Genomic DNA, 25,161 nt, shown 5'->3' with positions numbered 1-25,161 from the left:
TTTTCATTGGGCGTGCAACCGTCTAAACCGCGGAAGGTGAAACCATTTATTTTTTCAGGCGCAACCCGCACGCGCCATCATTGCAACCGCGGCGCCAAACGACGTGCAACCAGCCTGTAACAGCCCGCGTCACCGAACTGCACACTGCTGGTGCGGGACTGCTACAACCCGCACCATTACAGGCTAGTCGCTACGTGAAAAAGCGCCGCGTCCGGCAACATATTTCAACACTCAAATCACAATGCGCAGGCACTGGCCCGCGTGATACAGCGAGAACCCGGCCTCGTACAGGCAACTGCGCAAGCCCACACCGGTCAGGGGCTGCATCGGTGCGAAGGGAATCGGCAGGGCTTGAGGATTTCCGTTACACAGGTAATCAGCGAAAGCCTTGCCGACCACGGTGCCGGTGGTGACGCCACGGCCGTTGTAACCGGTGACGGCCACCAGCCCCGGCGCCGGCTCGAACAGGCGCATGAGGTGATCAGGCGTGAACGCGATGCGTCCGGTCCAGGTGCATTCCCACTCGACGGGTTTCAGATGGGGGAAGTAATGCTGCTGCACGCGATCGGCCCAGGCTTTGAGAAACCAGGTCGGTTTCTGATTGCCGTTGCCGAGGCTGCCGAGCAATAACCGCCCGTCTTTGTCACGGCGGATGCTGCTCAGCACCTGCCGCGTATCCCACGAGCCCTGCCCGCCCGGAAGAATTTCCTGGGCGGCGTCTCCGCTCAGCGGCACCGAAGCGACCTGATAGTAATAACCGGGGAAGAAGTTGCGCTTGAGTTCGGTCCAGTCGCCTTCGGTATAAGCGTTGGAAGCGATGACCACTTGCTCGGCCAGTACCGAACCGTGTTCGGTCTGCACCGACCATTTCGCGCCCTGACGCTCAAGCCGAGTGACCGGAGAATGATCGAACATCTGCCCACCGAGACCACTCACGGCGTTGGCCAGCCCGGTGACATAAGCCATCGGGTTGAGCGTACCGGCGCGGCGATCAAGCAATGCAGCAGCGATCTTTTGCGTGCCGGTGGCTTGCTCGCAGGCCTTGCCGGTCAGCAGTTCGACCGGCGCACCACGGCGCTTCCATTGCTGTTCACGACTGCGCAGATCCGCCTCGCCCTTGGCGTTGTGCGCCATGTGCAGGGTGCCTTCGCGGCGCAACTGGCAATCGATGTTGTACTTATCCACAAGGCTGAACACCAGCGCCGGCGCTGCCCCGAGCATGCGGTTGAGCTGACTGCCAACCGCTTCGCCGAAACCGCCCTCGATCTCGTCCGGCGGGATCCACATGCCGGCGTTGACCAGCCCGACGTTGCGCCCGGAACCGCCGTGACCGGCACGATGAGCCTCAAGCACGCAGACGCTTTTGCCTTTCTCCAACAGATGCAGCGCCGCCGACAACCCGGTGAACCCGGCGCCGATCACGCAGACATCGACCTTTACTTCGCCCCTGAGCGCGGTGTTATCCGGCCTCTGCGGCGTGAGCTTTTCCCACAGACATTCTTCGCGTAACGGCATTGCCAGACTCCAACAGAAACCTAACCAAATGCGTATGTGGGCCTGCCAAAAGATCGCAGCCTTCGGCAGCTCCTACAAAACCGAAGCCAACCGCAGCCCTGTAGGAGCTGCCGAAGGCTGCGATCTTTTGAGCTTTTCCTCGATCCTCAGTCGAACGTAATGCCCTGCGCCAACGGCAACTCCAGCGAGTAGTTCACGGTGTTGGTCTGGCGGCGCATGTAACCGCGCCAGGCATCGGAGCCGGACTCACGACCGCCACCGGTCTCTTTCTCGCCACCAAACGCGCCGCCAATTTCGGCACCGCTCGGGCCGATGTTGACGTTGGCGATGCCGCAGTCGCTGCCGACGGCCGACATGAACTGCTCGGCCTCGCGCACATCCGTGGTGAAGATGCACGACGACAAGCCTTGTGGCACCGCGTTGTTCAGGCGCAGCGCTTCCTGGAAGTCGCTGTAGCCGACCACATAGAGGATCGGCGCGAAGGTTTCGCTGCAGACCACATCGCTCTGTTCGGGCATTTCAACAATCGCCGGCGACACGTAGTAAGCGTTGGGGAATTGATCTTCGAGCTGACGCTTGCCGCCGAACACCCGACCGCCCTCGCTCAGTGCCTGTTCCAGCGCGTCCTGCATGTTTTCGAAGCTGTGCTTGTCGATCAGCGGGCCGACCAGATTGCCTTCCAGCGGATTCCCGATGCGCACTTTCGAGTACGCAGCTTTGAGGCGAGTAACGATTTCTTCCTTCACCGACTCATGGGCAATCAGTCGACGCAGGGTGGTGCAACGCTGCCCGGCAGTACCAACGGCGCTGAACAGAATCGCCCGTACCGCCATGTCCAGATCGGCGCTCGGGCCGAGGATCATTGCGTTGTTACCGCCCAGTTCGAGAATACTGCGAGCAAAACGTGCGGCGACTTTCGGCGCCACTTCGCGGCCCATGCGCGTGCTGCCGGTGGCGCTGATCAACGCGACACGCGGGTCATCGACCAGCGCTTCACCGGCATCGCGGCCGCCGATGATCACTTGGCACAGGTTTGCCGGGGCATCGGTGAAATTCTTCACCACACGATCAAACAGTGCCTGGCAGGCCAGTGCGGTCAGCGGGGTTTTCTCCGACGGTTTCCACACCACCGGGTTGCCGCAGACCAGCGCCAGCGTGGTGTTCCACGCCCACACTGCAACCGGGAAGTTGAACGCGCTGATCACCCCGACCACGCCCAGTGGATGCCAGGTTTCACGCATGTGGTGGCCCGGGCGCTCGGAAGCGATGGTCAAACCGTACAACTGGCGGGACAGGCCGACGGCGAAATCGCAGATGTCGATCATCTCCTGCACTTCACCCAAGCCTTCCTGAGTGATCTTGCCCGCCTCCCAGGAAACCAGTTCACCGAGATCAGCCTTGTATTCACGCAGCACTTCACCGAATTGACGCACCAGTTCGCCGCGACGCGGGGCCGGCACCTTGCGCCATGCCTCGAACGCATGATCTGCGCGACTGATGTGCTGCTCGACTTCGGCCGGGCCTTCCCAGTTCACGGCGGCAATGCGGCTGCCGTCGATCGGCGAGTGCACCGGCACTTTGCCGTTCTGATAAAGGGCCGGGTTCACACCAAGACGATCAAGCAATGCGGCAACCATGGGTCACTCCTCAAGCAAAAAACTGAATGTGTGCGGACGCTTTTTCGCGACCGGGCAGGCCTTTAGTTGTAGCGTCACAATGGCGAGGCAACAAACGACCTTTACGCGAGATATCATTCCGTTTATTCATGCTGCGCATAGAAAGACAAGAAAAGGATCGGCCATGCTGAACAAACGCCACTTGCCCTCGATCACCGCCCTGCAGTGCTTCGAGGCCGTGACCCGGCACTTGAGCTTCACCCGCGCCGCCGAGGAGCTGAACCTGACCCAGAGTGCGGTGAGCAAACAGGTCGCGCAGCTTGAAGAGCTGTTGCAGCATTTGTTGTTTCGTCGCGTGCGCCGGCGTTTGCAGATGACCCCGGCCGGTGATTTGTACTTGGTTGAAGTACGAAAAATCCTCACACAAGTGGAGATGTCGACGCATTACCTGCGTTCCTACGGCGGTGAGACTGAAGTCCTGCGCGTCTCGACGCCCTCGACCTTCGGCGCGCGCTGGCTGGTGCCGCGCCTCAAAGGCTGGCGGCTGCGCCATCCGTCGATCCATCTGGATCTGTGCAATGAGCAGGAAGCGGATGATCTGCTGCAAGGGCGCAGCGACCTGGCGTTCTATTTCGGTCAGGGCTCACGGCCCGGTACTGAATGCCTGAAGCTGTTCGGCGAAGAGCTGGTGCCGGTGTGCGCGCCGGGCAGCCTGCCGGACAAGCCATTCACTGATCCGACGCAACTCACCGATCTGGTCCTGCTGCAAAATGCCTCGCGCCCGCAGGCCTGGCACGACTGGTTCGACAGTCAGGGTTACCAGACCGAGCACAGCTACCACGGGCCGCGTTTCGAAACCTTTTATATGTGCATTCGTGCCGCGCAGGTTGGCTGCGGTGTGGCGCTGTTGCCGCGATTTCTGGTGGAAGAGGAATTGGTCGACGGCAAACTGGTCATTCCCTGGCCGCATGCAATGCCCAGCTCCGACGCCTATTACCTGGCGTACCCGGAACACGCGGCGGAAGTGCCGAAGGTGAGGGATTTTGTGAAGTGGATGCTGGAGCAGATTGACAATCCTGGAGACTGACTCGATTGAAGAATGTGGGAGCGAGCCTGCTCGCGAAGAGGCCGGCAAATTCAATATCAATGCAGGCCACAATGACGCCTTCGCGAGCAGGCTCGCTCCCACAAGGGTTCTGCGGTGATTTAAAAAATTGCTGGCAATCTTCGTCACTGATATGCGCCACTAGCGCCATCGAATGAGACCGCGCACAGGCGCGGCGCACCTGGAGACCCCGTTATGAGCGAGAGTGTGTTTGCCGATCGCATCGTGCAGAACCTGCTCGACACCGACTTCTACAAACTGACGATGATGCAGGCGGTGCTGCACAACTACCCCAACGTCGAAGTCGAATGGGAGTTCCGTTGCCGTAACAGCGAGGATCTGCGCCCGTACCTGGCCGAGATCCGTTTTCAAATCGAGCGGCTGGCCGAACTGAGCCTGAGCGCCGATCAACTGAGTTTTCTTGAACGCATCAGCTTCCTCAAACCGGACTTCCTGCGCTTCCTCGGCCTGTTCCGCTTTAACCTGCGTTATCTGCACACCGGCATCGAAAACGGTGAGCTGTTCATCCGTCTGCGCGGGCCGTGGCTGCATGTGATTCTTTACGAAGTGCCGTTGCTGGCGATCGTCAGTGAAGTGCGCAACCGCTATCGCTACCGTGAAACCGTGCTTGAGCAGGCGCGCGAACAGCTCTATCGCAAGTTCGACTGGCTGACCGCCAACGCTTCGGCCGACGAATTGTCGCAACTGCAGGTCGCCGATTTCGGCACCCGCCGGCGTTTTTCATTCGGCGTGCAGGCCGAAGTGGTGAATGTGCTCAAGCACGACTTCCCCGGACGTTTCGTCGGCACCAGCAACGTGCACCTGTCCCGCGAACTGGACATGAAGCCGCTGGGCACCATGGCCCACGAATGGATCATGGCCCACCAGCAACTCGGCCCGCGCCTGATCGACAGCCAGATCGCCGCGCTCGATTGCTGGGTTCGCGAATACCGCGGCCTGCTCGGGATCGCGCTCACCGATTGCATCACCACCGATGCCTTCCTCGGCGACTTCGACCTGTTCTTCGCCAAGCTGTTTGACGGTCTGCGCCATGACTCCGGCGATCCGGTGGCGTGGGGCGAAAAATGCATCGCGCACTATCACAAGCTCGGCATCGATCCGATGAGCAAGACCCTGGTGTTCTCCGACAGCCTGACCCTGCCCAAGTCGCTGGAGATCTTCCGCGCGCTGCACGGGCGGATCAACGTCAGCTTCGGCATCGGTACCAACCTCACCTGTGACATTCCGGGTGTCGAACCGATGAGCATCGTGCTTAAAATGACCGCCTGCAACGGCCAACCGGTGGCGAAGATCTCCGACGAGCCAGGCAAGACCCACTGTAAAGACCCGAATTTTGTCGCCTATTTGCGACACGTTTTCCAGGTTCCTGCCGATTCCAGTCTATCTAGCAAGGAGTGAATTCATGCAAGCCGTACAGCGTGAGATTGCTGAACAGCTCAAGGTGCAACCGCCGTTCGCCGACCAAAAGGCCCTGCAGGCCGAAGTCGCCCGGCGTATTACCTTTATTCAGGATTGCCTGGTCAATTCCGGGCTTAAGACGCTGGTGTTGGGTATCAGCGGCGGCGTCGATTCGTTGACCGCCGGCCTGCTCGCCCAGCGGGCGATGCGCGAGTTGCGTGACCAGACCGGCGACAACAGCTACAAATTCATCGCCGTGCGTTTGCCTTACGAAACCCAGTTTGACGAACACGACGCCCAGGCCTCGGTGGATTTCATCGCGCCGGACGAACGCCACACGGTCAACATCGGCCCGGCGGTGAAGTCGCTGGCCAGTGAAGTGGCGGCGTTTGAAGGCAAGCACGCGGTATCGGTGGACTTCGTGCTGGGCAACACCAAGGCCCGGATGCGCATGGTCGCTCAGTACACCATCGCCGGCGCGGCTCACGGCCTGGTGATCGGCACCGACCATGCAGCGGAAGCGGTGATGGGCTTCTTCACCAAGTTCGGTGACGGCGCCTGCGATCTGGCACCGCTCAGCGGTCTGGTGAAAAATCAGGTCCGGGCGATTGCACGCAGCTTTGGCGCGCCGGAGTCGTTGGTTGAAAAAGTCCCGACGGCGGACCTTGAGGATTTGTCGCCGGGGAAACCGGATGAAGCGTCCCACGGCGTGACGTATGCCGAGATCGATGCGTTCCTGCACGGCGAATCGGTGCGTCAGGAAGCGTTCGATATCATCGTCGCGACTTACAACAAAACCCATCACAAGCGCGTGATGCCATTTGCGCCGTAATCGGTGATGGAATGAAAAAGCCCGCTGAGGAGCGATCCTCAGCGGGCTTTTCTTTGGCCGGCAATTCTAGCGCTGCTGATGGCCCCTTCGCGGGCAAGCCCGCTCCCACAGGGATCGTGTTGTCCACAAAATTTGTGACCGACACAGTTGCCTGTGGGAGCGAGCCTGCTCGCGAAGAACGATGACGCGGTGGCGCGGATTACTTAACAGTAATGGTGCCTTTCATCATCGAGATGTGGCCTGGGAACGAGCAGAAGAAGCCGTATTTTTCAGCGGCGTCCAGCTTCGACACGTCGAAAGTCAACGAATCGGTTTCTTTCGCGCCGATGATTTTGGTGTGCGCAATCACGCGAGCGTCGCCATCTTTCAAGTAGTTCTTGTCGATACCGGCAGCCAGGCCATCGGTAGCGATAGGCTGCATATCAGCTTCTTTGCTGATCACCAGGTTATGGCCCATGACGTTCTTCGGCAGGCTGCCGGAGTGGGTCAGTTCGACGGTGAAAGTCTTGCAGCTCTTGTCGATCACGATTTCCTTGGTGTTGAAGGACATCTGATCGGTGGAATCAACGGTGGTTTTGCACTCGGCAGCCATCAATTGGCTGCTGGCCAGCGCCAGCAGGGATACCGCAACAACTTTGGAAAACATGGTGAATCTCCAAGGCAGGGTTAACAAAAACACTAATGGTGGAAAGACTGCCTGAAATCTTCGCAAGTTCCTATGACTTGAGTCAAAAATTGTATACAACTTTCAGGCTATGACCCTCATCGAGACAATCTAACGGCCAGATTCCCCGGCCGGACCTATGATCGGTCCATCTACTGAGACGGAGTGCCTGTCATGTTCTTTAACGGTCTGTTGTGCAGTTTGCTCGCCGCTTACGCCTGTGGCGCCAGCGGTACCTTTGAATCGCCGGAACGCGAAGTCTAGTCCTTGGATCAAGGCGTGCCAGCCATTACCCTGTGACGGATTGACCCAGGAGGAAGGCATGTCTCTGAAATCCGTTTGTGTATTTTGCGGTGCCAACGCCGGCACCGTCCCGGCTTACACCGAAGCCGCCATCGCCCTTGGCCGAGCATTGGCCGAACGAAAACTGACCTTGGTCTACGGCGGTGGCGCCGTGGGTTTGATGGGCATTGTCGCCGACGCTGCGCTGGCCGCTGGCGGTGAAGTGATCGGCATCATCCCGCAGAGCCTGATGGACAAGGAAATCGGCCACAAAAGTCTGACGCGCCTGGAAGTGGTCGACGGCATGCACGCGCGCAAGGCGCGCATGGCCGAGCTGAGCGACGCCTTCATCGCCCTGCCCGGCGGCCTCGGCACGCTGGAAGAGCTGTTCGAAGTCTGGACCTGGGGCCAGCTCGGTTACCACGGCAAGCCGCTGGGTCTGCTGGAAGTGAACGGTTTCTACAGCAAACTCACTGCATTTCTCGACCATATCGTCGGCGAAGGCTTCGTTCGCGCGCCACACCGTGACATGCTGCAAGTGAGCGAATCGCCGCAAGCACTGCTCGATGCCCTGGATAACTGGAAGCCGACCGTCTCACCAAAATGGGTCGACCAAAAACCCGGCTAACCACGGGACACCGATACAGGGCAGAATATGCGCCGCTCAACCTCACCTTCGACCCAAGAGGATCGCCCATGGCCAAACCCAATTACTCCTTCGCCAAACGTCAACGAGACCTGGCAAAGGAACAGAAGAAAGAGGAAAAGCTTCAGCGCAAGAAACAAACCGCTGAAGAGGCGGCACTGAACCCTGACGGTGAAGTGGCGACGGATGACGATGTTGATGCAACCGAAGCACCGAAAGATCAGGCGCCTGACGCCTGAGCCCCACCGGGTTTGATCATCGAATCAGACCCTGCGGATTTGTGACGGGGCTGGCGGTTTCACCGCCGGCCCTCACAGCCTTCCATCCCCAAGTACACCCAATTCCCATGTGGGAGCGAGCTGGCTCACTCCTACAGTTTAATCGGCGTTAATCCAGTGGCATCACGGTGACGCGTACCTCCGGATCATGGTTGCCGCCGCCCAGAATCACCCCGCGTAACGGCGAAACATCGGAAAAATCCCGCCCCCATGCCAAGGTGATGTGTTCCAGAGCCGGCTGCACATTGTTGGTCGGATCAAAATCCACCCAGCCCAGCACCGGACAAAACACCGAGACCCAGGCATGCGACGCATCAGCGCCGATCAGGCGTGGTTGCCCCGGCGGTGGCTGAGTCAGCAGATAGCCGCTGATATAACGCGCTGCCAGCCCTCGCGAGCGCACGCACGCAAGCATCAAGTGCGCGAAGTCCTGACAGACCCCACGCCGCCGTTCCAGCACTTCCACCAGCGGTGTCGCCACCTGGGTCGCCTCGGCATCAAAAGTGAATTCGCTGAAGATCTTTTGCATCAAGTCCCGCACGCCCAACAGCAACGGCCTGCCCGGCGGAAAACAACTTTGCGAAAACTCGACGAAGCTGCTTTTCAAATGCACGTACGGTGACTGGAAGCGGTAGCGGCAAGCTTCGAGCAACTCAGCGGACAACGGCTGACTGCCATAGGTCAGTGCATCGCGGGTCAGCTCCCAGGCGGGCGACTGATTGAAGTCCAGCGCCGGCCGCTCCAGCACCTCAACGGTGAGCCGGGCATTGACCTGTAATTCATCGTGAGGACGCTCGAAGGCCAGCCGGGTCAGCGGATTGCCAAACACGTCCAGCTCGTCGCGTCGTGCTGTCGGATCCGGGCTGATCAGCAACTGCTGCTCGGTGCAGCGCTGCCAGGCGCATTCACGCGGCCACAAGTGCGCCAGTTGCTGCGCCAGGGACACCGGGCTGTCGTAGTGGTAACAGGTGTCGTGGAGGATCTGGTAGCGAGCATTCATCAGACGGACACCGTGCGCTGGCTGACATCATCGACATGGGCGAAATGGCGCAGGGCCAGACGATCCGACACTTGCCCGCTAGCCTCGGCAATCTCTTGCAGCAAATCCGCCAGCCCATTCAGAGCGGCTCGCACGCTGGACTCACCGAACAATGGATTCTCCAGACAGCCGAGATCAAACCGCGCCAGACGTTCGACCAGTTGCGGCAGCCCGGCCTCCCGCGGCGCAGCGAAATCATCGTTCAAACGTTTCAACGTGCGGGTCACCAGTTTCAACTGGAACAACACCGCGTGCGGGTTCTGCTCATCAAGCAACAACAGATCGAGCACCGGAATCAATTGCGCCACGGCCAGATAACGTGAGCGATAGGTGATGCTGCTGTTGCCCAGTTCCAGCAGCCATTCGAGGCCCGCTTGATCGAACGCCCCAGCGCCGCGCAGAAACGCCGCCAGACTGCTGCTGAGAAATTGCAGCCGCTCAATGCGCCGGCCGATCATCAGAAAGCGCCAGCCTTCGTCGCGGGTCATGTCGTCCAGGGCAAACCCGGACAATGCCGCCAGCGACATCACCAGCCGGTTAAGGAAATCCAGCAGTTCGCCAAAGTCGGGTTCGTCGGTGTCCAGTTCCATCGCTTCGCGCTGCAACTCTACCAATGCCTGCCAGTTTTCCCGCGAGAGCTTGCCGCGCACTTGCGAGGCCGCCCACTGCAAACGTTGCAGGTTGGAACGCAGGCTGAATGACCAGTCCTCGCCCAGCAGCGCCGCGAGCAGACGCTCCGGCAGTTCACCTTCGTCCGGCAACAACGTCAGCCGCTCACCGAGGTCGACGGCGGCCTGCAACGCTTGCGGGTCGTCGCCGTCGACATACCGCGCGAGCATGATGCGCAGCAACCGCGCACTGTCATCACAACGCTCGCAGTAACGACCGAACCAGAACAGGTTCTCCACCACCCGTGATGGCAGATACGGATCGCGCCGCACCAAATCATGGACCCCGACGCTGCGCTGACTCTTCCACTGCTCGCCACTGGGTGGGCGATCGCCCAGTACCCAAGTGTCTTTGCTCGCCCCACCACGCTGCATCGACACCACTTCGGCATCGGCCTCGGCCGCCACCCGGGTCAAACCACCGGGCAGCACGCGATAACCATCAGCACCGGCCACGGCGTACATGCGCATGCCGATCGCCCGTGGTTGCAGTTGGCCGTTTTCCGCCTGCCAGATCGGCGCCTGGGACAGCTGAGCCAATTCTTGCGCCACATAGGCATAAGGGCGCGCCTGCATGCGCTCGGCAAGCGCCTGACGCTGTTTCTCACTCAGGTCACGGCCAAAGACCGGCGCGAAGCTCTGCGAAGGAAACGCTGGTTTGATCAGCAGCTCGGGCAGTTTTTCCAGGGCTTGGGCCAACACCGGCGCCTCACCGCACCACCACGTCGCGATCGACGGCAAAATCAGCTCTTCGCCGAACAGGTATTGGTTGATCTTTGGCAGAAAACCCAGCAATCCCGGCGACTCCAGCACGCCGCTACCCAACGCGTTGGCGACCAGCACCCGGCCCTGACGCACCGCCTCAAGCAATCCGGGAACGCCGAGTGCCGAGTCCGTGCGCAGCTCCAGCGGGTCGCAGAAATCATCATCGAGCCGGCGCATGATCGCGTGCACCCGACGCAAACCACTGAGGGTTTTCAGGTAGACCGTGGCGTCGCGCACCGTCAGGTCACCGCCCTCGACCAGCGGATAACCGAGCTGCCGAGCCAGATACAAATGTTCGAAATAGCTTTCATTGAAGCGCCCCGGCGTGAGCAGCACCACCAGCGGCGCGTCATCGTCACTGGGCGCCTGTCGCGCGAGGGTTTCCTGCAAGGTGCAGAAGAAGCCGGCCAGATGCTGCACCTTCAGATCCCGGTACAACTCGGGAAAGGCGCGCGACACGATCGTGCGGTTTTCCAGAGCATAGCCGGCGCCCGATGGCGCTTGCGTACGATCGGCGGTGACCCACCAACGCCCGTCCGGTGTGCGCGCCAGATCCACGGCGTACAGGTGCAGAAACGTCGCTTCCGGCGGCGCGACATGCTGACACGGCCAGAGAAAATTGTTGTGGCCGAACACCAGCTCTGCCGGCAACAAGCCTTCGCTGATCAGCCGTTGCGGCCCGTACAAATCGGCCAGCACCGCATTGAGCAGTCGCGCACGTTGGGCTATACCTGCCGACAGTTGCTGCCATTCGTCCGCAGCAATCACATGGGGCAGCAGATCCAGTTCCCACGGCCGATCAGCGCCCTTGGGATCGGCATAGACGTTATAGGTAACGCCGTTTTCCTGAATCTGCCGCGCCAGCAATGCCTGCCGCTGCACCAGTTGCGCCGGGGTGCTGCGCTGCAACTGATCGAACAGTCGCCGCCAGTGCGGGCGCACCGCGCCACTGCCATCGAGCAGTTCGTGATAAGTGCCCGCCGTGAGCGGGTAGCGGTCTAGCAGGTCAGGCATGGAAAGCTCGGCAGACAGCAAGGAACGGTCAGACTAACGCAGGCACATGACATGCGGATAGACGAAAAATCCGCATGTCGCGTGCGATCTAGAAACGTCGCAAATCGATTGTCATTGGTAGCTCGTCACTGATTTCCACGTTGGGTATAGGAAGTTTCCCCGGCGTGTGTCCGACACGGAAAAACCGCGCCATCCGCCGGCTCTCCGCTTCGTTGGCATTGACCGGCAACGTCTCGTAATTGCGCCCGCCCGGATGCGCGACGTGGTACTGACAACCGCCCAGCGAGCGGCCCATCCAGGTGTCGAGCAGGTCGAACACCAGCGGTGCGTGCACGGTTATGGTCGGCTGCAAGCAGTTGGCCGGTTGCCACGCGCGGTAACGCACACCCGCGACAAACTCGCCAACCCGCCCGGTCGGATGCAACGGTACCGCGACGCCATTACAGGTCAGCAGATAGCGCTGCGGCGGCAGCCCTTTGAGCTTGACCTGCAAACGCTCCAGCGATGAATCGACGTAACGCACTGTGCCGCCAGCCGCGCCCTCCTCGCCCAGGACATGCCACGGTTCCAGCGCCTGACGCAGCTCCAGCTCGATGCCGTTGACGGCGTAATCGCCGACTTTGGGGAAACGAAATTCCAGGTGCGCGGCAAACCATTCCGCCCGCAACGGGTAACCGGCGTTGTTGAGTTCGACGATGACGTCAGCGAAATCCTGTTCAATAAAGTGCGGCAGGAGGAAACGGTCGTGCAGTTCGGTGCCCCAGCGCGCCAGCTTCGGCGGCGCATAAGGTTCGCGCCAAAACCGCGCAACCAGCGCCCGCAACAACAACTGCTGTGCCAGGCTCATGCGCGCATGGGGCGGCATTTCAAAGGCACGCAGCTCAAGCAAGCCGAGACGCCCGGTGGCGCCGTCCGGCGAGTACAGTTTATCGATGCAGAACTCAGCACGGTGCGTGTTGCCGGTGACGTCGATCAGCAAATTGCGCAGCAGCCGATCGACCAGCCACGGTGCGCATTCCTCACCCGGCGCCGGCATCTGCGCGAAGGCGATTTCCAGTTCGTACAGCGAATCATTGCGCGCCTCGTCAACCCGTGGCGCCTGCGATGTCGGGCCGATGAACAATCCGGAGAACAGATACGACAATGACGGATGGTTATGCCAGTAGCTAATCAGGCTGCGCAGCAGATCGGGACGGCGCAGAAACGGTGAATCCGCCGGCGTCGCCCCCCCGAGGACGAAATGGTTACCGCCGCCGGTGCCGGTGTGTCGGCCGTCGATCATGAATTTCTCGGTGGTCAGGCGAGTTTGCCGCGCCTCTTCATAGAGAAACTCGGTGCGTTCGACCAATTCGTCCCAGGTCGCCGACGGCTGCACATTGACCTCGATCACACCGGGATCCGGGGTGATACGGAAATTGCTCAGACGCGGATCGCTCGGCGGTTCATAGCCTTCCAGCAGCACCGGGCAATGCAGTTCTTCGGCGGTGGCTTCGATGGCGGCGACCAGCTCCAGATAGTCCTCGACCCGCTCCAGCGGCGGCATGAACAGGTACAAACGCCCCTCACGCGCCTCAGCGCAGAACGCGGTGCGGGTCAGCCAGTCGGCGGACTCGTCGATTTTTGGCACACGTTCGTCAGTCGCGGCAGGTTCGCCATGACTGTTGAGCTGCGCGGTTTCCGGCAGCTCAGGGAAGTTCTGATTCGGATCCTGTGGATGGATAAACGGATACTCGGCCGCCTTCACCCACGGCTGCGAACCCAGCGGCAAGCGATAGCCCAGCGGCGAATCGCCCGGCACTAAACGGCAATGTTCGTCGCGCAGATACCAGCGCCCGCTCTGCCATTGATCGCCCTTGGCGGTACGCGCCAGCGGCAGCACCTGGCCGATCACCTTGTTCAGGCCCTGACTGAAGACTTTGCGCAGTCGCGCGCGCTCCAGCGGTTCCTCAAGACGTGAATCTTCGGCGCTGACATTGCTAGGCAACGTGCCCTCGCGCCAGAGGTAGTAGAAATTGTCCTCGTAGGCCGGGAAGACAAAACGAGTAGGCAATTTCAGCCGTTCGGCGACACTCGCCAAAAAGCGCCCGGCCAGCTCGCCATTGGCACCGTAATCCTGCTGCTCGTCAGCGATCAATGCGTTGTTGTGCCAGATCGGCACACCGTCGCGACGCCAGTAGCAATTGAGCGACCAGCGCGGCAGTTGCTCACCGGGATACCACTTGCCCTGGCCGAAATGCACCAGGCCCTGCGGCGCGTAATGCTTGCGCATGCGCTGGAACAGTTCGGCGGAGAGCTGACGCTTGGCCGGCCCCAGCGCGGCGGTGTTCCACTCGGCGCCATCCGGATCGTCGATGGAGACGAAGGTCGGTTCACCGCCCATGGTCAGGCGCACGTCATCCGCCAACAGGTCAGCATCGATCTGCCGCCCGAGCGCCTGAATCGCCAGCCACTGCTCGTCGGTGTAGGGCTTGGTGACGCGCGGCGCCTCCCAGATGCGTTCCACCGACATTTCATGGCTGAATTCACACTCGCACGGCTCCACCAAGCCGCTGATCGGTGCCGCCGAAGACGGATCGGGACTGCAGGCCAACGGAATGTGTCCTTCACCGGCGAACAGCCCGGACGTGGCATCCAGGCCGATCCAGCCGGCACCCGGCAAATACACCTCGCACCAGGCGTGCAGGTCGGTGAAGTCGACTTCAGTGCCGGACGGGCCGTCGAGGCTTTTCACGTCGGCGGTCAGTTGAATCAGATAACCGGAGACAAACCGCGCGGCCAACCCGAGGTTGCGCAGCAACTGCACCAGCAGCCACGCCGAATCACGGCAGGAACCGGAGGCATGTTCGAGGGTATGCTCCGGCGTCTGCACGCCTGGCTCCATGCGAATCAGGTAGCCGATGTCTTCGCTCAAGCGCTGGTTGAGCGCCACAAGGAAGTCCACCGCCGGCAGCGGCGTGCGATCGATGGCGTCCAGATAGGCTTTGAATTTTGGCGTCAGCGGCAGGGTTTCGAGGTACGGCGCCAGCTCCTTGCGCTCATCGGCGGCGTAGGCGAAGGGGATTTTCTCGGCGTAGGGTTCGAGGAAGAAGTCGAACGGGTTGAACACGGCCATTTCGGCGAGCAGATCGACTTCAATGCGCAGCTCATTGGTCTTCTCGGGGAATACCAATCGGGCGAGGTAGTTGCCCTGCGGATCCTGCTGCCAGTTGATGAAATGCTGCTCGGGCGAGACTTTCAGCGCATACGACAGAATCCGCGTGCGGCTGTGGGCAGCCGGACGCAGGCGAACGATCTGCGGACCGAGTTCGACAGCGCGGTCGTAGCGGTAATGCGTGACGTGATGCAATGCGACATGAATCGACACGGCGTGCCTCCTGCGAGCCTAAGCGTATTCGAAAGCGCGCAAAACTTATGCCATGCAGAGGCTTGGGCGCTTTCCCGGAATGCTTAGGGCAGTACAGCACCAAAACCGGGCGATGCGGGGAAATGGTTTGGCGAAGTTGCACCCAAATGTGGCGAAGATCAAAAGATCGCAACCTTCGGCAGCTCCTACAGAAAATGCATATCCCATGTAGGAGCTGCCGAAGGCTGCGATCCTTTGATCTTCTGCCACAATGCAAAACGCCAACCCGAAGATTGGCGTTCTGTTGAGCTAAAAACGGCTTAGCGTGGCACCACCGGCTTGCGCGCCGGCTTCGGCCCTTTGCCTTTCGCCGCGTCCTTGCGTTCCTTGGCCGCCTGCTGGTTGCGGGCAAACGCCGCCGCCTTGGCCTGTTCACGCTTGTCCCAAGGATTACCGCCATCACTGGCACGCGGCGGCAGGCCGGTATGCTGAGTGAGGATCTTGGTGGTCTTCTCTTTGCCTTCCTTGGCCACTTTATGGCTGCCGGCTGGCGTCGAGTTCTTGCGACGGGCGCTCTGGTAACTGTCGGTAGACGGTTGGTGCGTCGGAATCAATTGATCCTTGCCCGAACCGATCAGATCAGCGCGGCCCATGCGGATCAGTGCTTCACGCAGCATCGGCCAGCCTTTCGGGTCGTGATAACGCAAGAACGCCTTGTGCAGGCGACGCTGCTCTTCGCTCTTGACGATGGTCACGCCGTCGCTCTTATAGGTGACTTTGCGCAGCGGGTTCTTGCCCGAGTGGTACATCGCGGTGGCGGTGGCCATCGGCGACGGGTAGAACGCCTGCACCTGGTCGGCGCGGAAGCCGTTGCCCTTGAGCCACAGGGCCAGGTTCATCATGTCTTCGTCGGTGGTGCCCGGGTGGGCGGCGATGAAGTACGGAATCAGGTACTGCTCTTTGCCCGCTTCCTTGGTGTACTTCTCGAACATGCGCTTGAACTTGTCATAGCTGCCGATACCCGGTTTCATCATCTGGTTGAGCGGACCTTCCTCGGTGTGTTCCGGGGCGATCTTCAGGTAACCACCGACGTGGTGGGTCACCAGCTCTTTGACGTACTCCGGCGACTCGACCGCGAGGTCGTAACGCAGGCCGGAGGCAATCAGGATCTTCTTCACACCCGGCAAGGCACGGGCGCTGCGGTACAGCTGAATCAGCGACGAATGGTCGGTGTTCAGGTTCGGGCAGATGCCCGGGAACACGCAGGACGGCTTGCGGCACGCGGATTCGATTTCCGGCGTCTTGCAGGCGATGCGGTACATGTTCGCGGTCGGGCCACCGAGGTCGGAAATGACGCCAGTGAAGCCTGGCACCTTGTCACGGATCTCTTCGATTTCGCGAATGATCGACTCTTCGGAACGGTTCTGGATGATCCGGCCTTCGTGCTCGGTGATCGAGCAGAAGGTGCAGCCACCGAAGCAGCCGCGCATGATGTTCACCGAGAAACGGATCATGTCGTAGGCCGGGATTTTCTCCTTGCCGTACGCCGGGTGCGGAACACGTGCGTAAGGCATGCCGAACACGTAGTCCATTTCTTCAGTGGTCATCGGAATCGGTGGCGGGTTGAACCACACGTCGATCTCGCCGTGCTTCTGCACCAGCGCACGGGCGTTGCCCGGGTTGGTTTCCAGGTGCAGCACGCGGTTGGCGTGGGCGTACAGAACCGGGTCGTTACGCACCTTTTCCATCGACGGCAGGCGGATCACGGTCTTGTCGCGGGTCATGCGCGGGCTGGCCAGGATCTGTACGACCTTGGCTTCCTGCGGATCCTCGACCGGGCCCTTTTCCTGCTCGATGGCACAGGCCTGGGTGTCTTGCGTGTTGACGTACGGGTTGATGATCTTGTCGACCTTGCCCGGACGGTCGATGCGCGTCGAGTCAACTTCGTACCAGCCCTGCGGCGTGTCACGACGGATGAACGCGGTGCCGCGCACATCGGTGATGTCTTCGATCTTGTGGCCGTAGGACAGACGCTGGGCGACTTCGACAATCGCGCGTTCGGCGTTGCCGTACAGCAGGATATCGGCGCAGGCGTCGATCAGGATCGAGTTACGCACGCGATCCTGCCAGTAGTCGTAGTGCGCAATGCGGCGCAGGGACGCTTCGATGCCGCCGAGCACGATCGGCACGTGCTTGTAGGCTTCCTTGCAGCGCTGGCTGTAGACCAGGCTCGCGCGATCCGGACGCTTGCCGGCCATGCCGCCGGGCGTGTAGGCGTCGTCGGAACGGATTTTCTTGTCCGCGGTGTAGCGGTTGATCATCGAGTCCATGTTGCCCGCCGCAACCCCGAAGAACAGGTTCGGCTCGCCGAGCTTCATGAAGTCGTCTTTGGACTGCCAGTTCGGCTGGGCAATGATCCCGACGCGAAAGCCCTGGGACTCCAGCAGCCGGCCAATGATCGCCATGCCGAACGACGGGTGATCGACGTAGGCATCTCCCGTAACAATGATGATGTCACAGGAATCCCAGCCAAGCTGATCCATCTCCTCCCTGCTCATTGGCAGGAATGGCGCTGGCCCGAAACATTCGGCCCAATATTTTGGATAGTCAAATAACGGCTTGGCTGCTTGCATGTCGACGACCGGTGTTGAGATGAAAAATCGCGGGCGCGGAATATAGCACAAAATTTGACCAATTCCGACGGCAATGGTCGGTTTCTAACGACAACCTGCTCTACGCGCCTCCAGCAGAAAATCTCCGGTGACTTTCAACCAGCCACACAGCGGCAATGACGCTGAACACCTTGCGGAACTCAATGATCGGGTTCTGCAATCGCCACTTTTTCAAGGATGAAGAACCATGGCAGTAAAACCTCCTCGCAATGGCAGCATCTATGTGGACGCGGATGTCCATATCCGCTCGAATCGACCGGTGGACGGCCAATCAAAGACGCCTGATACGCCGGGCCGCAAAAACATCGATCCATGGCTCCTTGGCGAAAAGCCGCAACCGGGGCCCCCGCCACCCCGGGCGGCAGACCCCGATGCGATTTCGCCAGCACCGACTATCCTGATTCGCCCGACACCAGCCCCTGTTGAAATCCGCCGCTTCACGGATCAGTCGTTAAGGCGCTACTGGATCAGCCCCCCGGCAAAACTGCCGCCCGCCGACAACGAAGGAATCAGGACGTACAACAAACGGCGGTACGTCGACGTACCCGATGGCGGCATCGTCCCGGTCGGGGTAGAGCCGGACACTGGATTGTACCGGGCCCGGCTATCAAGCGAACTGCATCCCTCAGGGCCGCTGCTGTTGCGCGACGTCGACAGCGGACTCTGGCACCCACTCAATGATGTTGACGCTGGCAACGTGCCGCTGACCGACGCGAGCCTTCAACCGTTTCGCACCGAGCTGGATTTCAGCACAGTCGAACCCGGCAGCGATGGCCTGTTTCGCCACGACGGCAAGCTCTACGCGGTCATCCACAACCACGCGCTCCAAGTGATGCAAGATCTCGACGCGTCGAGCCCGGCGCACAAGGTGTGGCGCATTGTTAACCCCAAGGATCCGGTCGCCACAGACAGCGCAAACATCTATCGGGCCAGTCGCAGCGGCGAAACCCGGGCCATCACTCGCAACGAGGCTAACGCCTGGGTTTCTGTACTTACGGGGCTGAGGGGGGGCATGCCGCGCAATGACTCAACACAGGCCAAAATGGCCCTCCTTATGCAACGTTATGAACCCTTCCAGAATGCCCACACCGCTCTGATCGAATCGTCCACGCAGTACGACAGCCTCTGGAGTCAGGCTCGACAACAGGCGCAGGGCCCCGCCAAGACTGCAGCCCTGGTCGCCGTTGAGGTGCATTTGCTCAAACACATCAGAAAACAGACGGCTTTCGTTCAGTCGCTCGTCGACAACAAGGACTGGATGACCCTCCTCAAGGCAGGCGGGCTATTCAAGGAGGAACTGCACACTTTCCGGATCGAACGCGTCGAATACCTCAACAGGCTCATGGCCGTCATGGACCTCAGGACCAGGCCTGAGGCGACAAACATGAGTGCCGACAACTGCAGGAAAATCATCACCCACCTGGACAAGAAGCTGAAGATTCTCGACGAGCGTCAGGTGGTGATGGATCAGATCAGAAAAGCCTCCCCCGGAGCGGCCCCACAGCTGACGGAGCTCAGTCAACAAGTACCGGCAGCGGAGCGCATCAACTTCAACAAGCTGACGCTCTATGTTCACCTGTTTGCAGGCACCCCCGACCAGCCGCCAGACACAACCATGCCCTCACTGTCAGCCATCGACCTGATCACCGGGGATCTGAGCAATGTTCCAGAACGAGAGCACCCTATGGCGCTCCTGCTGGCCCTTGATCAGATCAGAGGTGACAGGAATCGCTTCGAAGTGCTGCTGAGCTCACAAAGCCCCAAGGCCCAATACCTTGAGGAAATCATGGCCCTGATCGAACCGATCGAGAGGAAAATTGAAAGCACACTGACTGAAATCCTTGACGTTTCAATGCGCCAGGCCGATCTGCCGAGCCTCGACCAGGACATTGATTTCGACTTCATTCCGGCGCCCCCCGTCTACGCCGAAACCAGTCGTCCCGTCCTCGCCAAGAAAATGTTCCGAACCCGCCAGCACGGCACCTACAGAGTACTGGTCGGGGAGACCGAGACCGCCCCGGACGGGAACATCATCATCAAGGTTCCCGACCCGTTGCGACCCGATTCGCCGCCCCGGCGCTACGAAAAAAGACAAGACGAATGGCTCCCGGTGCTCCCACCGATCGTCCGCGCACCGCGCTCGCAACTGATCGACGAGGCAATCCGGTTACTGGCCAGCCATGAGAATCACATGCTCGATGCGAACGCCCGGGAAGCCAGAAAAGCCAACCCGACAGAGATTATCGAAAGTCTGGGCAAGGAAAGCGATTTGCTCAACGAGCAGGCCAGACGACTGGAGAGTCACGCAAGCGAGGGCGAAGATAGAGGGATCATGGATTTGGCCTCTCGCCTGCGAGCCGCAGCCGTTTCATTGACGACCCAAGGGCAAGAGATTCTGGTGCGGATGTACAAGAACAAAGACGTGCTGGACATCATGCGCCTGAATTATCTGCTGGATCGCGCCGAGCTCAAAGCGCACAAGAGTGTTGAGCGCAAGCCACTGGGCAAAGGCAAGGACAAGTCATTTCTGGACGTTTATTCCATTAGCGATGGCGCTGACGATGCGCCGTTGTGGGAAGCCCACTTTCACTATGACAAGCAGGACAGCCACCCGCTGAACTTCACCATCAGGGGCAGTCATCTGAAAACCCTTGAACAGAGCAAACGCGGGGCCGAGTCTCAGCGCCGCGATGAGCTGGCCGGTCGGGCGCATGTAGCGATCTGGCGGGAGCGGTTCGACGGCAAGACAGCGCAAAAAATATTCACTTTGGCGGACAAAACCGCTGCGCTGTCCGAGTAAATGGCCACGCCCGGACAACGGGCTCGCGCCTCCTGTGACAACCAACAGGCAATGACGCCGAACGCTGTCGGCGCCCGTTCGCGGGCGCCTGATGAGCAAACCTGCAAGGAAGAAAAAATGTCACCACGACTGCCCTTCAAAGGAAGCGTTGAACACTCCACGCGACCGACCCGGCAAGGATCGGAAACAGTAAGGCCCGAGACGCCGCCGCGTGTCGAATTCGGTCCGTCGACCTCACCGCGAACACTGCACCCTGAGGGGCTCGGCAGACCTGCAAGCGACGCCAGCCTGGATACCATCCCGCCGATACCGGCGGTAACGATTCGTGACTCAGCGCCCACTGGCGCCGCGCTCACGCGTGAGCAATGGCCACTGGAACGTTACTGGATCACCGTCCCCCCTGATTTGCCAGGTCCAGACGCCGAGGGTTTCCGGGTCCACAGGGGGCGACGTTACGTCGATGTTCCCAACGGTGGCACGGTGCTCTTGGGAGTCGACACGCTTACCCGTCAGTATCGAGCCCGATTATCAACCGATCTCGAAGCCTTCGGCCCGGTGCTGCTGCGTGATACCGAAAGCGGGCTCTGGCATCCACAGGAAGCCCCCAAACCAGCACCGTCTGCGGCGACCGATCCAGGCACAAGTGGATTGCCTCGGCCCGGCGGCGGGCACGCGCGCCCGGTTCATCGGCAAGTGGCAGACCGGGTTGCCGCCATCATCAATCGATTGCGCAATCCTCACGCTCGGGCAAAGAGGCTGTTTCCGTCCATGAGTGAGGAGCAGATTGGCGCATACATCCGCTCGCTGGGTAGCGACGTCGAAGCCGGGCTGAGTCGACGCGAAACCGAATACAAAATGCTCAAGCAGCAACTGACGCTCTGGAGCAAAGAGTTGTCTTCGACGCCAGGAGCAGCAAAAGACTGGGCAGAACACGTCACCCACGAAGTAAAACGCTGCTTTCGCCGAGAGACCGGGACATCGTTGAAGCTTGAACCTGGCAGCGGCACCCTGCCGGTATTGGAGGCTGATTTCAGCCATGTCCGGGAGCTGTTTTTGGACGCCGTCACGTGGACGCCCGCAGCCGACGCTTTTCTCGCCGGATTCCCGCAGCTGGAGCAATTGACGATCACCCGCGCCACACTGGATACACTGCCTGCAGCCATTGCGCAGATGGGCGACCTGAGAACACTGGATCTGAGTGCAAACCGGATCCGGCTGGACACACAAGCCGCCGTGACACTCACTGCGCTCAGCAACCTTGAAAACATCAACCTGTCGCACAATCCGCTGAACATGACGCCCGACTTCAGCGCACTGAGCGGTTTGAAGGTGTTGAATCTGAGCGATACGCAGCTCGATCAGTGGCCAACAGGTTTGCGCAACCAGACCGGCCTGCAAATCGTCGATTTGCGCAATAACCGATTGCAGGAAGTACCGCAGACGCTGCTCGATCCCCCCGCCGCACAACTCGACGCCACCGTCAGACTTAACGGCGTCACCCTCATTGAGGGCAACGCCTTTGCTCCCGGCTATTGGAAAACCCTGGAACTGTACTGGCGCCGCCTCGCTGCGGATCACCCGGCGCTGCCCGGCCCTGCTCATCCACAGGGGCTCAGGCTGGCCACTGACATTCTCGAAGTGGCGATGGTGCAGCGGATGTACCCGAACAAGGATGCCCAGGCAGCCAAGGATTTTGTGCTACATCTGGGTGATGAAGCACTGACCCGACGCCTGCAAGATTTCGACCTGCTTGAATCGCAACTTAACAAGTACGTAGCCGACAATCACAACGGTGGAGCGGTAGATGTAGACACCCTGAGCCTGAAACTCTGGGCACCGCAACGCCTCGCCAGAATCATCAAGGCCTGCTGGCTGCAAGAGTCGGGGGCAATATTGAGGCTGCCGCCCGGCAACGGGCCATTGCCGGCACTGACGGCGGATTTCAGCCATGTCCGCTTGCTCAACCTTGAGGACGTGCACTGGTCGGACGCTGGCGAGACATTCCTCGCCAACTTCACCCAACTGGAAACGCTCTCCATCAACCACTCCAATCTGCGCAAATTACCTGCCTGCGTAGGCGATATGGACAAACTGATCAACCTGGATCTGAGCTCGAACAGCCTTGAACTGGATGAGCCAGGCGCTGCGAAACTGAGCGCACTTAGCCGGCTGAAGGTCGTCAATCTGTCACAGAACCCACTGAAAAACGCCCCCGATTTCAGCGCCATGTCCGACCTGACAAGCCTTGACTTGCATAGCACGGGGATCGACCAGTGGCCCGCAGGCCTGCTGGGCAAAATAGCGCTGACGACCCTTGATTTGCGCAACAACCATTTGACTGAAGTACCACAGGCCAACATTAACCCCGAGCCCAAACAATTAGCCTCGATCACCAAAATCAACGGCGCCACATTACTGGGGGGCAATGACTTTCCTTCCGACTATTGGAAAACGTTTGATCGTTACTGGCGACGCGTGCACGCAGCACACCCGGAACTGATGAATTCGGCGCATTCCGCTGCGTTTGATAGCGATAACTCCAGGGCACAGCGATATCGGCGTCTGTATCCGGGCGAAAGTATCAAGTCCTGCAGGGAATACATCTGGAGCCTGGAGAAAGGTACCGCCGGTACGAGACTGGCGAGTCTCGAGCTGGAATTCAACACGCTAAAAACTCAATTGGACGCCTGGATTTTCTCTGGAGGCGGGAACCGCCAAGGGTATATCCGCGCGAACCAGTTGTTGATCAACGCCGAAACCCGCAATGACCGAACCGCGGCAAGTCAGCGGATCATCAGTTGCTGGCGACGTGAAACATCGCAGAAACTGGCGAATGACAGGACACCCATCGGCCTGGAACTGGATCTCAGTGGACTGAGGTTGCAAAGCTTGCCGGACATCGATGCGGACTTCAGTCACGTCGGCTCACTCAAACTGAGCAATATGGGCCTGAGCACCTCGCCGGAAGGTTTTCTGACCCGGTTCCGCCATGTGCGCTGGCTGGATCTTTCGCTTAATCAACTGCGCGAGTTGCCCCCCGCCGTTAGCGAGATGAACGGCCTGACCCGACTGTTTCTGCAGAGTAACCAGATTGCCCTGACGGAGGACACTGCCCGCGTTCTGTCAGCGCGCATCACGCTGCGGGCATTGTGGTTGCAGGACAATCCACAATTGGCCATCGCCCCGGATTTCAGCCAGATATTCGACATGCGCTCAATCAATCTGGCCAATACAGGCATCGACACCTTTCCTGCCGGCATTGCCGATCAACCCTTATTGGATACCGTCAACCTGAGCAACAACCGTATCGAGGAAATCCCCGATTCCGTCATTGCGCCGCCGGACGAACGTCTTGCGCATACGGCTCGCGTCAACAATGTGACCAACATCACCCACAATCCGTTGTCGGCAGAGACACTTACCCGGCTGAACCATTACAACGATCGACTGATTGAGGCAGAGATGCCGCTGACCGGCCGCAACAATCTGGTCGACACGGCACGCGGCATCGCGCCCGTGACCCACCGACCTGCAGTGGGCGACCCGATGGTCCGCTGGACAGCCGGGATGTCCGCCGAGCAAATCCCCGCAAGACGCGTTCAATGGCAAACACTGCGTGATCAGCACGGCTCCGATGGTTTGTTCAATACCCTCGAACGCTTGCTGGATGTCCCTGCCGGCCACAACGAGCTTCAGCGGCGGGTCTGGAAGCTGATCGACAGCATTACCGAAAACAATCCGGACTCCGAACGTCTTCGCAGTGAGCTGTTAGAGCGGGCGGGCGAGGCTGCCTGCTGTGATCGGGCAGCCTTCACCTTTGCCAATCTGGAAACCCGGGTGATGATGCATAGCGCTCGCACCCAAGCGCGTGATCAAGCACAAGGCCCGCAATTGTCGGCGCTATCCAGAGCATTGTTTCGCCTGCATGAGGTCGACAAAGTCGCATCGGCAGACATTGCACAGCGAGAGGCCAGCATTATTGAGTCGAGGCGGGGCCAGGGCGCCGGAGTCCTTCCGGCGCCGCATGTTTCTGAAGAAGTCGAGATCAGGCTTTTCTATCGCCACGGTCTGAAGGATCGCCTGCAACTCCCGGGACAACCCGACCGAATGGGATTTGCTCATCTGGTCAATGTGTCAAAAGCGCAGCTGGATGCCGCATACGAAAAAATCATCGCACTGGATAACTCGCCCGAAGAATTTCAGGCTCTGTTATCGAGGGAGTTCTGGCAGGAATTCATCATCCACAAATACCAGTCGAAGTTCGAAGCCCAGCGTCAGCCGTTTCAGGAGCGGCAGGCGATTCTCGACGAATCGTATGCCGCCAACACACTTTCGTTCGACGATTACGATGCACAATCCAGAGCGCTGCAAGCACCGCTCGCGATCGAGGAAGCCGCGTTGATCGAAACACTGAGCCGGCAGGAACTGGCCGGGCATGCGACCCTCGGCACCGCCGAGGAAGCCGCGGGCGAAAACACATAACGCAGCTTAAGAGGACGTGTT

The 25,161-nt window shown here is 60.0% G+C and carries 14 protein-coding genes; 7 read left to right on the top strand and 7 right to left on the bottom strand.

Annotated elements, in window-relative coordinates:
* Nucleotides 1-231: 231 nt before the first annotated feature.
* Both amaA and amaB read right to left on the bottom strand, forming a co-directional pair.
* Nucleotides 232-1,515, bottom strand: a complete 1,284-nt coding sequence (gene amaA / locus BK670_RS02140; protein ID WP_123448413.1) for an L-pipecolate oxidase — start codon at nt 1,513-1,515, stop codon at nt 232-234.
* Nucleotides 1,516-1,661: 146 nt separating this feature from the next.
* On the bottom strand, nt 1,662-3,152 hold the full coding sequence (amaB, locus tag BK670_RS02135; protein WP_123448412.1) for an L-piperidine-6-carboxylate dehydrogenase: 1,491 nt from the start codon (nt 3,150-3,152) through the stop codon (nt 1,662-1,664).
* 163 nt (nt 3,153-3,315) lie between these two features.
* On the opposite strand from amaB, the gene BK670_RS02130 reads away from it, so the two are divergent.
* The 3 genes from BK670_RS02130 (at nt 3,316) to nadE (ending at nt 6,487) form a co-directional block, all read left to right on the top strand.
* A complete protein-coding gene (locus tag BK670_RS02130; protein WP_123448411.1) occupies nt 3,316-4,218 on the top strand; it encodes a LysR family transcriptional regulator in 903 nt (300 codons plus the stop codon).
* Nucleotides 4,219-4,431: 213 nt separating this feature from the next.
* Nucleotides 4,432-5,655: a nicotinate phosphoribosyltransferase gene (pncB, locus tag BK670_RS02120; RefSeq protein WP_123448410.1), complete on the top strand. Its 1,224-nt coding sequence runs from the start codon at nt 4,432-4,434 to the stop codon at nt 5,653-5,655.
* Between the two features lie 4 nt (nt 5,656-5,659).
* Nucleotides 5,660-6,487: an ammonia-dependent NAD(+) synthetase gene (nadE, locus tag BK670_RS02115; protein WP_123448409.1), complete on the top strand. Its 828-nt coding sequence runs from the start codon at nt 5,660-5,662 to the stop codon at nt 6,485-6,487.
* Nucleotides 6,488-6,686: 199 nt separating this feature from the next.
* Here the strand turns inward: nadE and azu are convergent, their stop codons facing one another.
* Entirely contained in the window at nt 6,687-7,133 is a 447-nt protein-coding gene (gene azu / locus BK670_RS02110) for an azurin (protein ID WP_123448408.1), read from the bottom strand.
* A 340-nt stretch (nt 7,134-7,473) separates the two neighbouring features.
* On the opposite strand from azu, the gene BK670_RS02105 reads away from it, so the two are divergent.
* Nucleotides 7,474-8,061, top strand: coding sequence for an LOG family protein (locus BK670_RS02105; protein ID WP_123448407.1), 588 nt, complete (start codon nt 7,474-7,476; stop codon nt 8,059-8,061).
* Between the two features lie 68 nt (nt 8,062-8,129).
* The gene (locus tag BK670_RS02100; RefSeq protein ID WP_122606585.1) at nt 8,130-8,318 is read left to right on the top strand and encodes a hypothetical protein; all 189 of its coding nucleotides are present in this window, start codon (nt 8,130-8,132) and stop codon (nt 8,316-8,318) included.
* Between the two features lie 148 nt (nt 8,319-8,466).
* On the opposite strand, the gene BK670_RS02095 is transcribed toward BK670_RS02100, so the two are convergent.
* The 4 genes from BK670_RS02095 to BK670_RS02080 form a co-directional block, all read right to left on the bottom strand.
* Nucleotides 8,467-9,357, bottom strand: a complete 891-nt coding sequence (locus BK670_RS02095) for a transglutaminase family protein (RefSeq protein WP_123448406.1) — start codon at nt 9,355-9,357, stop codon at nt 8,467-8,469.
* On the bottom strand, nt 9,357-11,843 hold the full coding sequence (locus tag BK670_RS02090) for a circularly permuted type 2 ATP-grasp protein (protein WP_123448405.1): 2,487 nt from the start codon (nt 11,841-11,843) through the stop codon (nt 9,357-9,359). The genes BK670_RS02095 and BK670_RS02090 overlap by 1 nt, the downstream gene beginning before the upstream one ends.
* An 88-nt stretch (nt 11,844-11,931) precedes the next feature.
* Nucleotides 11,932-15,207, bottom strand: a complete 3,276-nt coding sequence (locus BK670_RS02085) for a transglutaminase family protein (RefSeq protein WP_123448404.1) — start codon at nt 15,205-15,207, stop codon at nt 11,932-11,934.
* A 299-nt stretch (nt 15,208-15,506) separates the two neighbouring features.
* Nucleotides 15,507-17,819 carry a YgiQ family radical SAM protein gene (locus BK670_RS02080; RefSeq protein WP_123448403.1) on the bottom strand — a complete coding sequence of 771 codons (2,313 nt, stop codon included), beginning with the start codon at nt 17,817-17,819 and terminating at the stop codon, nt 15,507-15,509.
* A 226-nt stretch (nt 17,820-18,045) separates the two neighbouring features.
* Between BK670_RS02080 and BK670_RS02075 the strand changes: the two genes are divergently transcribed.
* Complete coding sequence (locus BK670_RS02075; protein WP_123448402.1) at nt 18,046-20,658, top strand: hypothetical protein; 2,613 nt, start codon at nt 18,046-18,048, stop codon at nt 20,656-20,658.
* Nucleotides 20,659-20,775: 117 nt separating this feature from the next.
* Nucleotides 20,776-25,140: an NEL-type E3 ubiquitin ligase domain-containing protein gene (locus BK670_RS02070; protein ID WP_259697513.1), complete on the top strand. Its 4,365-nt coding sequence runs from the start codon at nt 20,776-20,778 to the stop codon at nt 25,138-25,140.
* Nucleotides 25,141-25,161: the final 21 nt, after the last annotated feature.

Origin of the sequence: Pseudomonas fluorescens (genome assembly GCF_003732425.1) — a bacterium.
In the GTDB taxonomy this organism is placed as follows: Bacteria; Pseudomonadota; Gammaproteobacteria; order Pseudomonadales; family Pseudomonadaceae; genus Aquipseudomonas; species Aquipseudomonas fluorescens_BE.
This window is presented reverse-complemented; position numbering and strand designations above follow the sequence as displayed.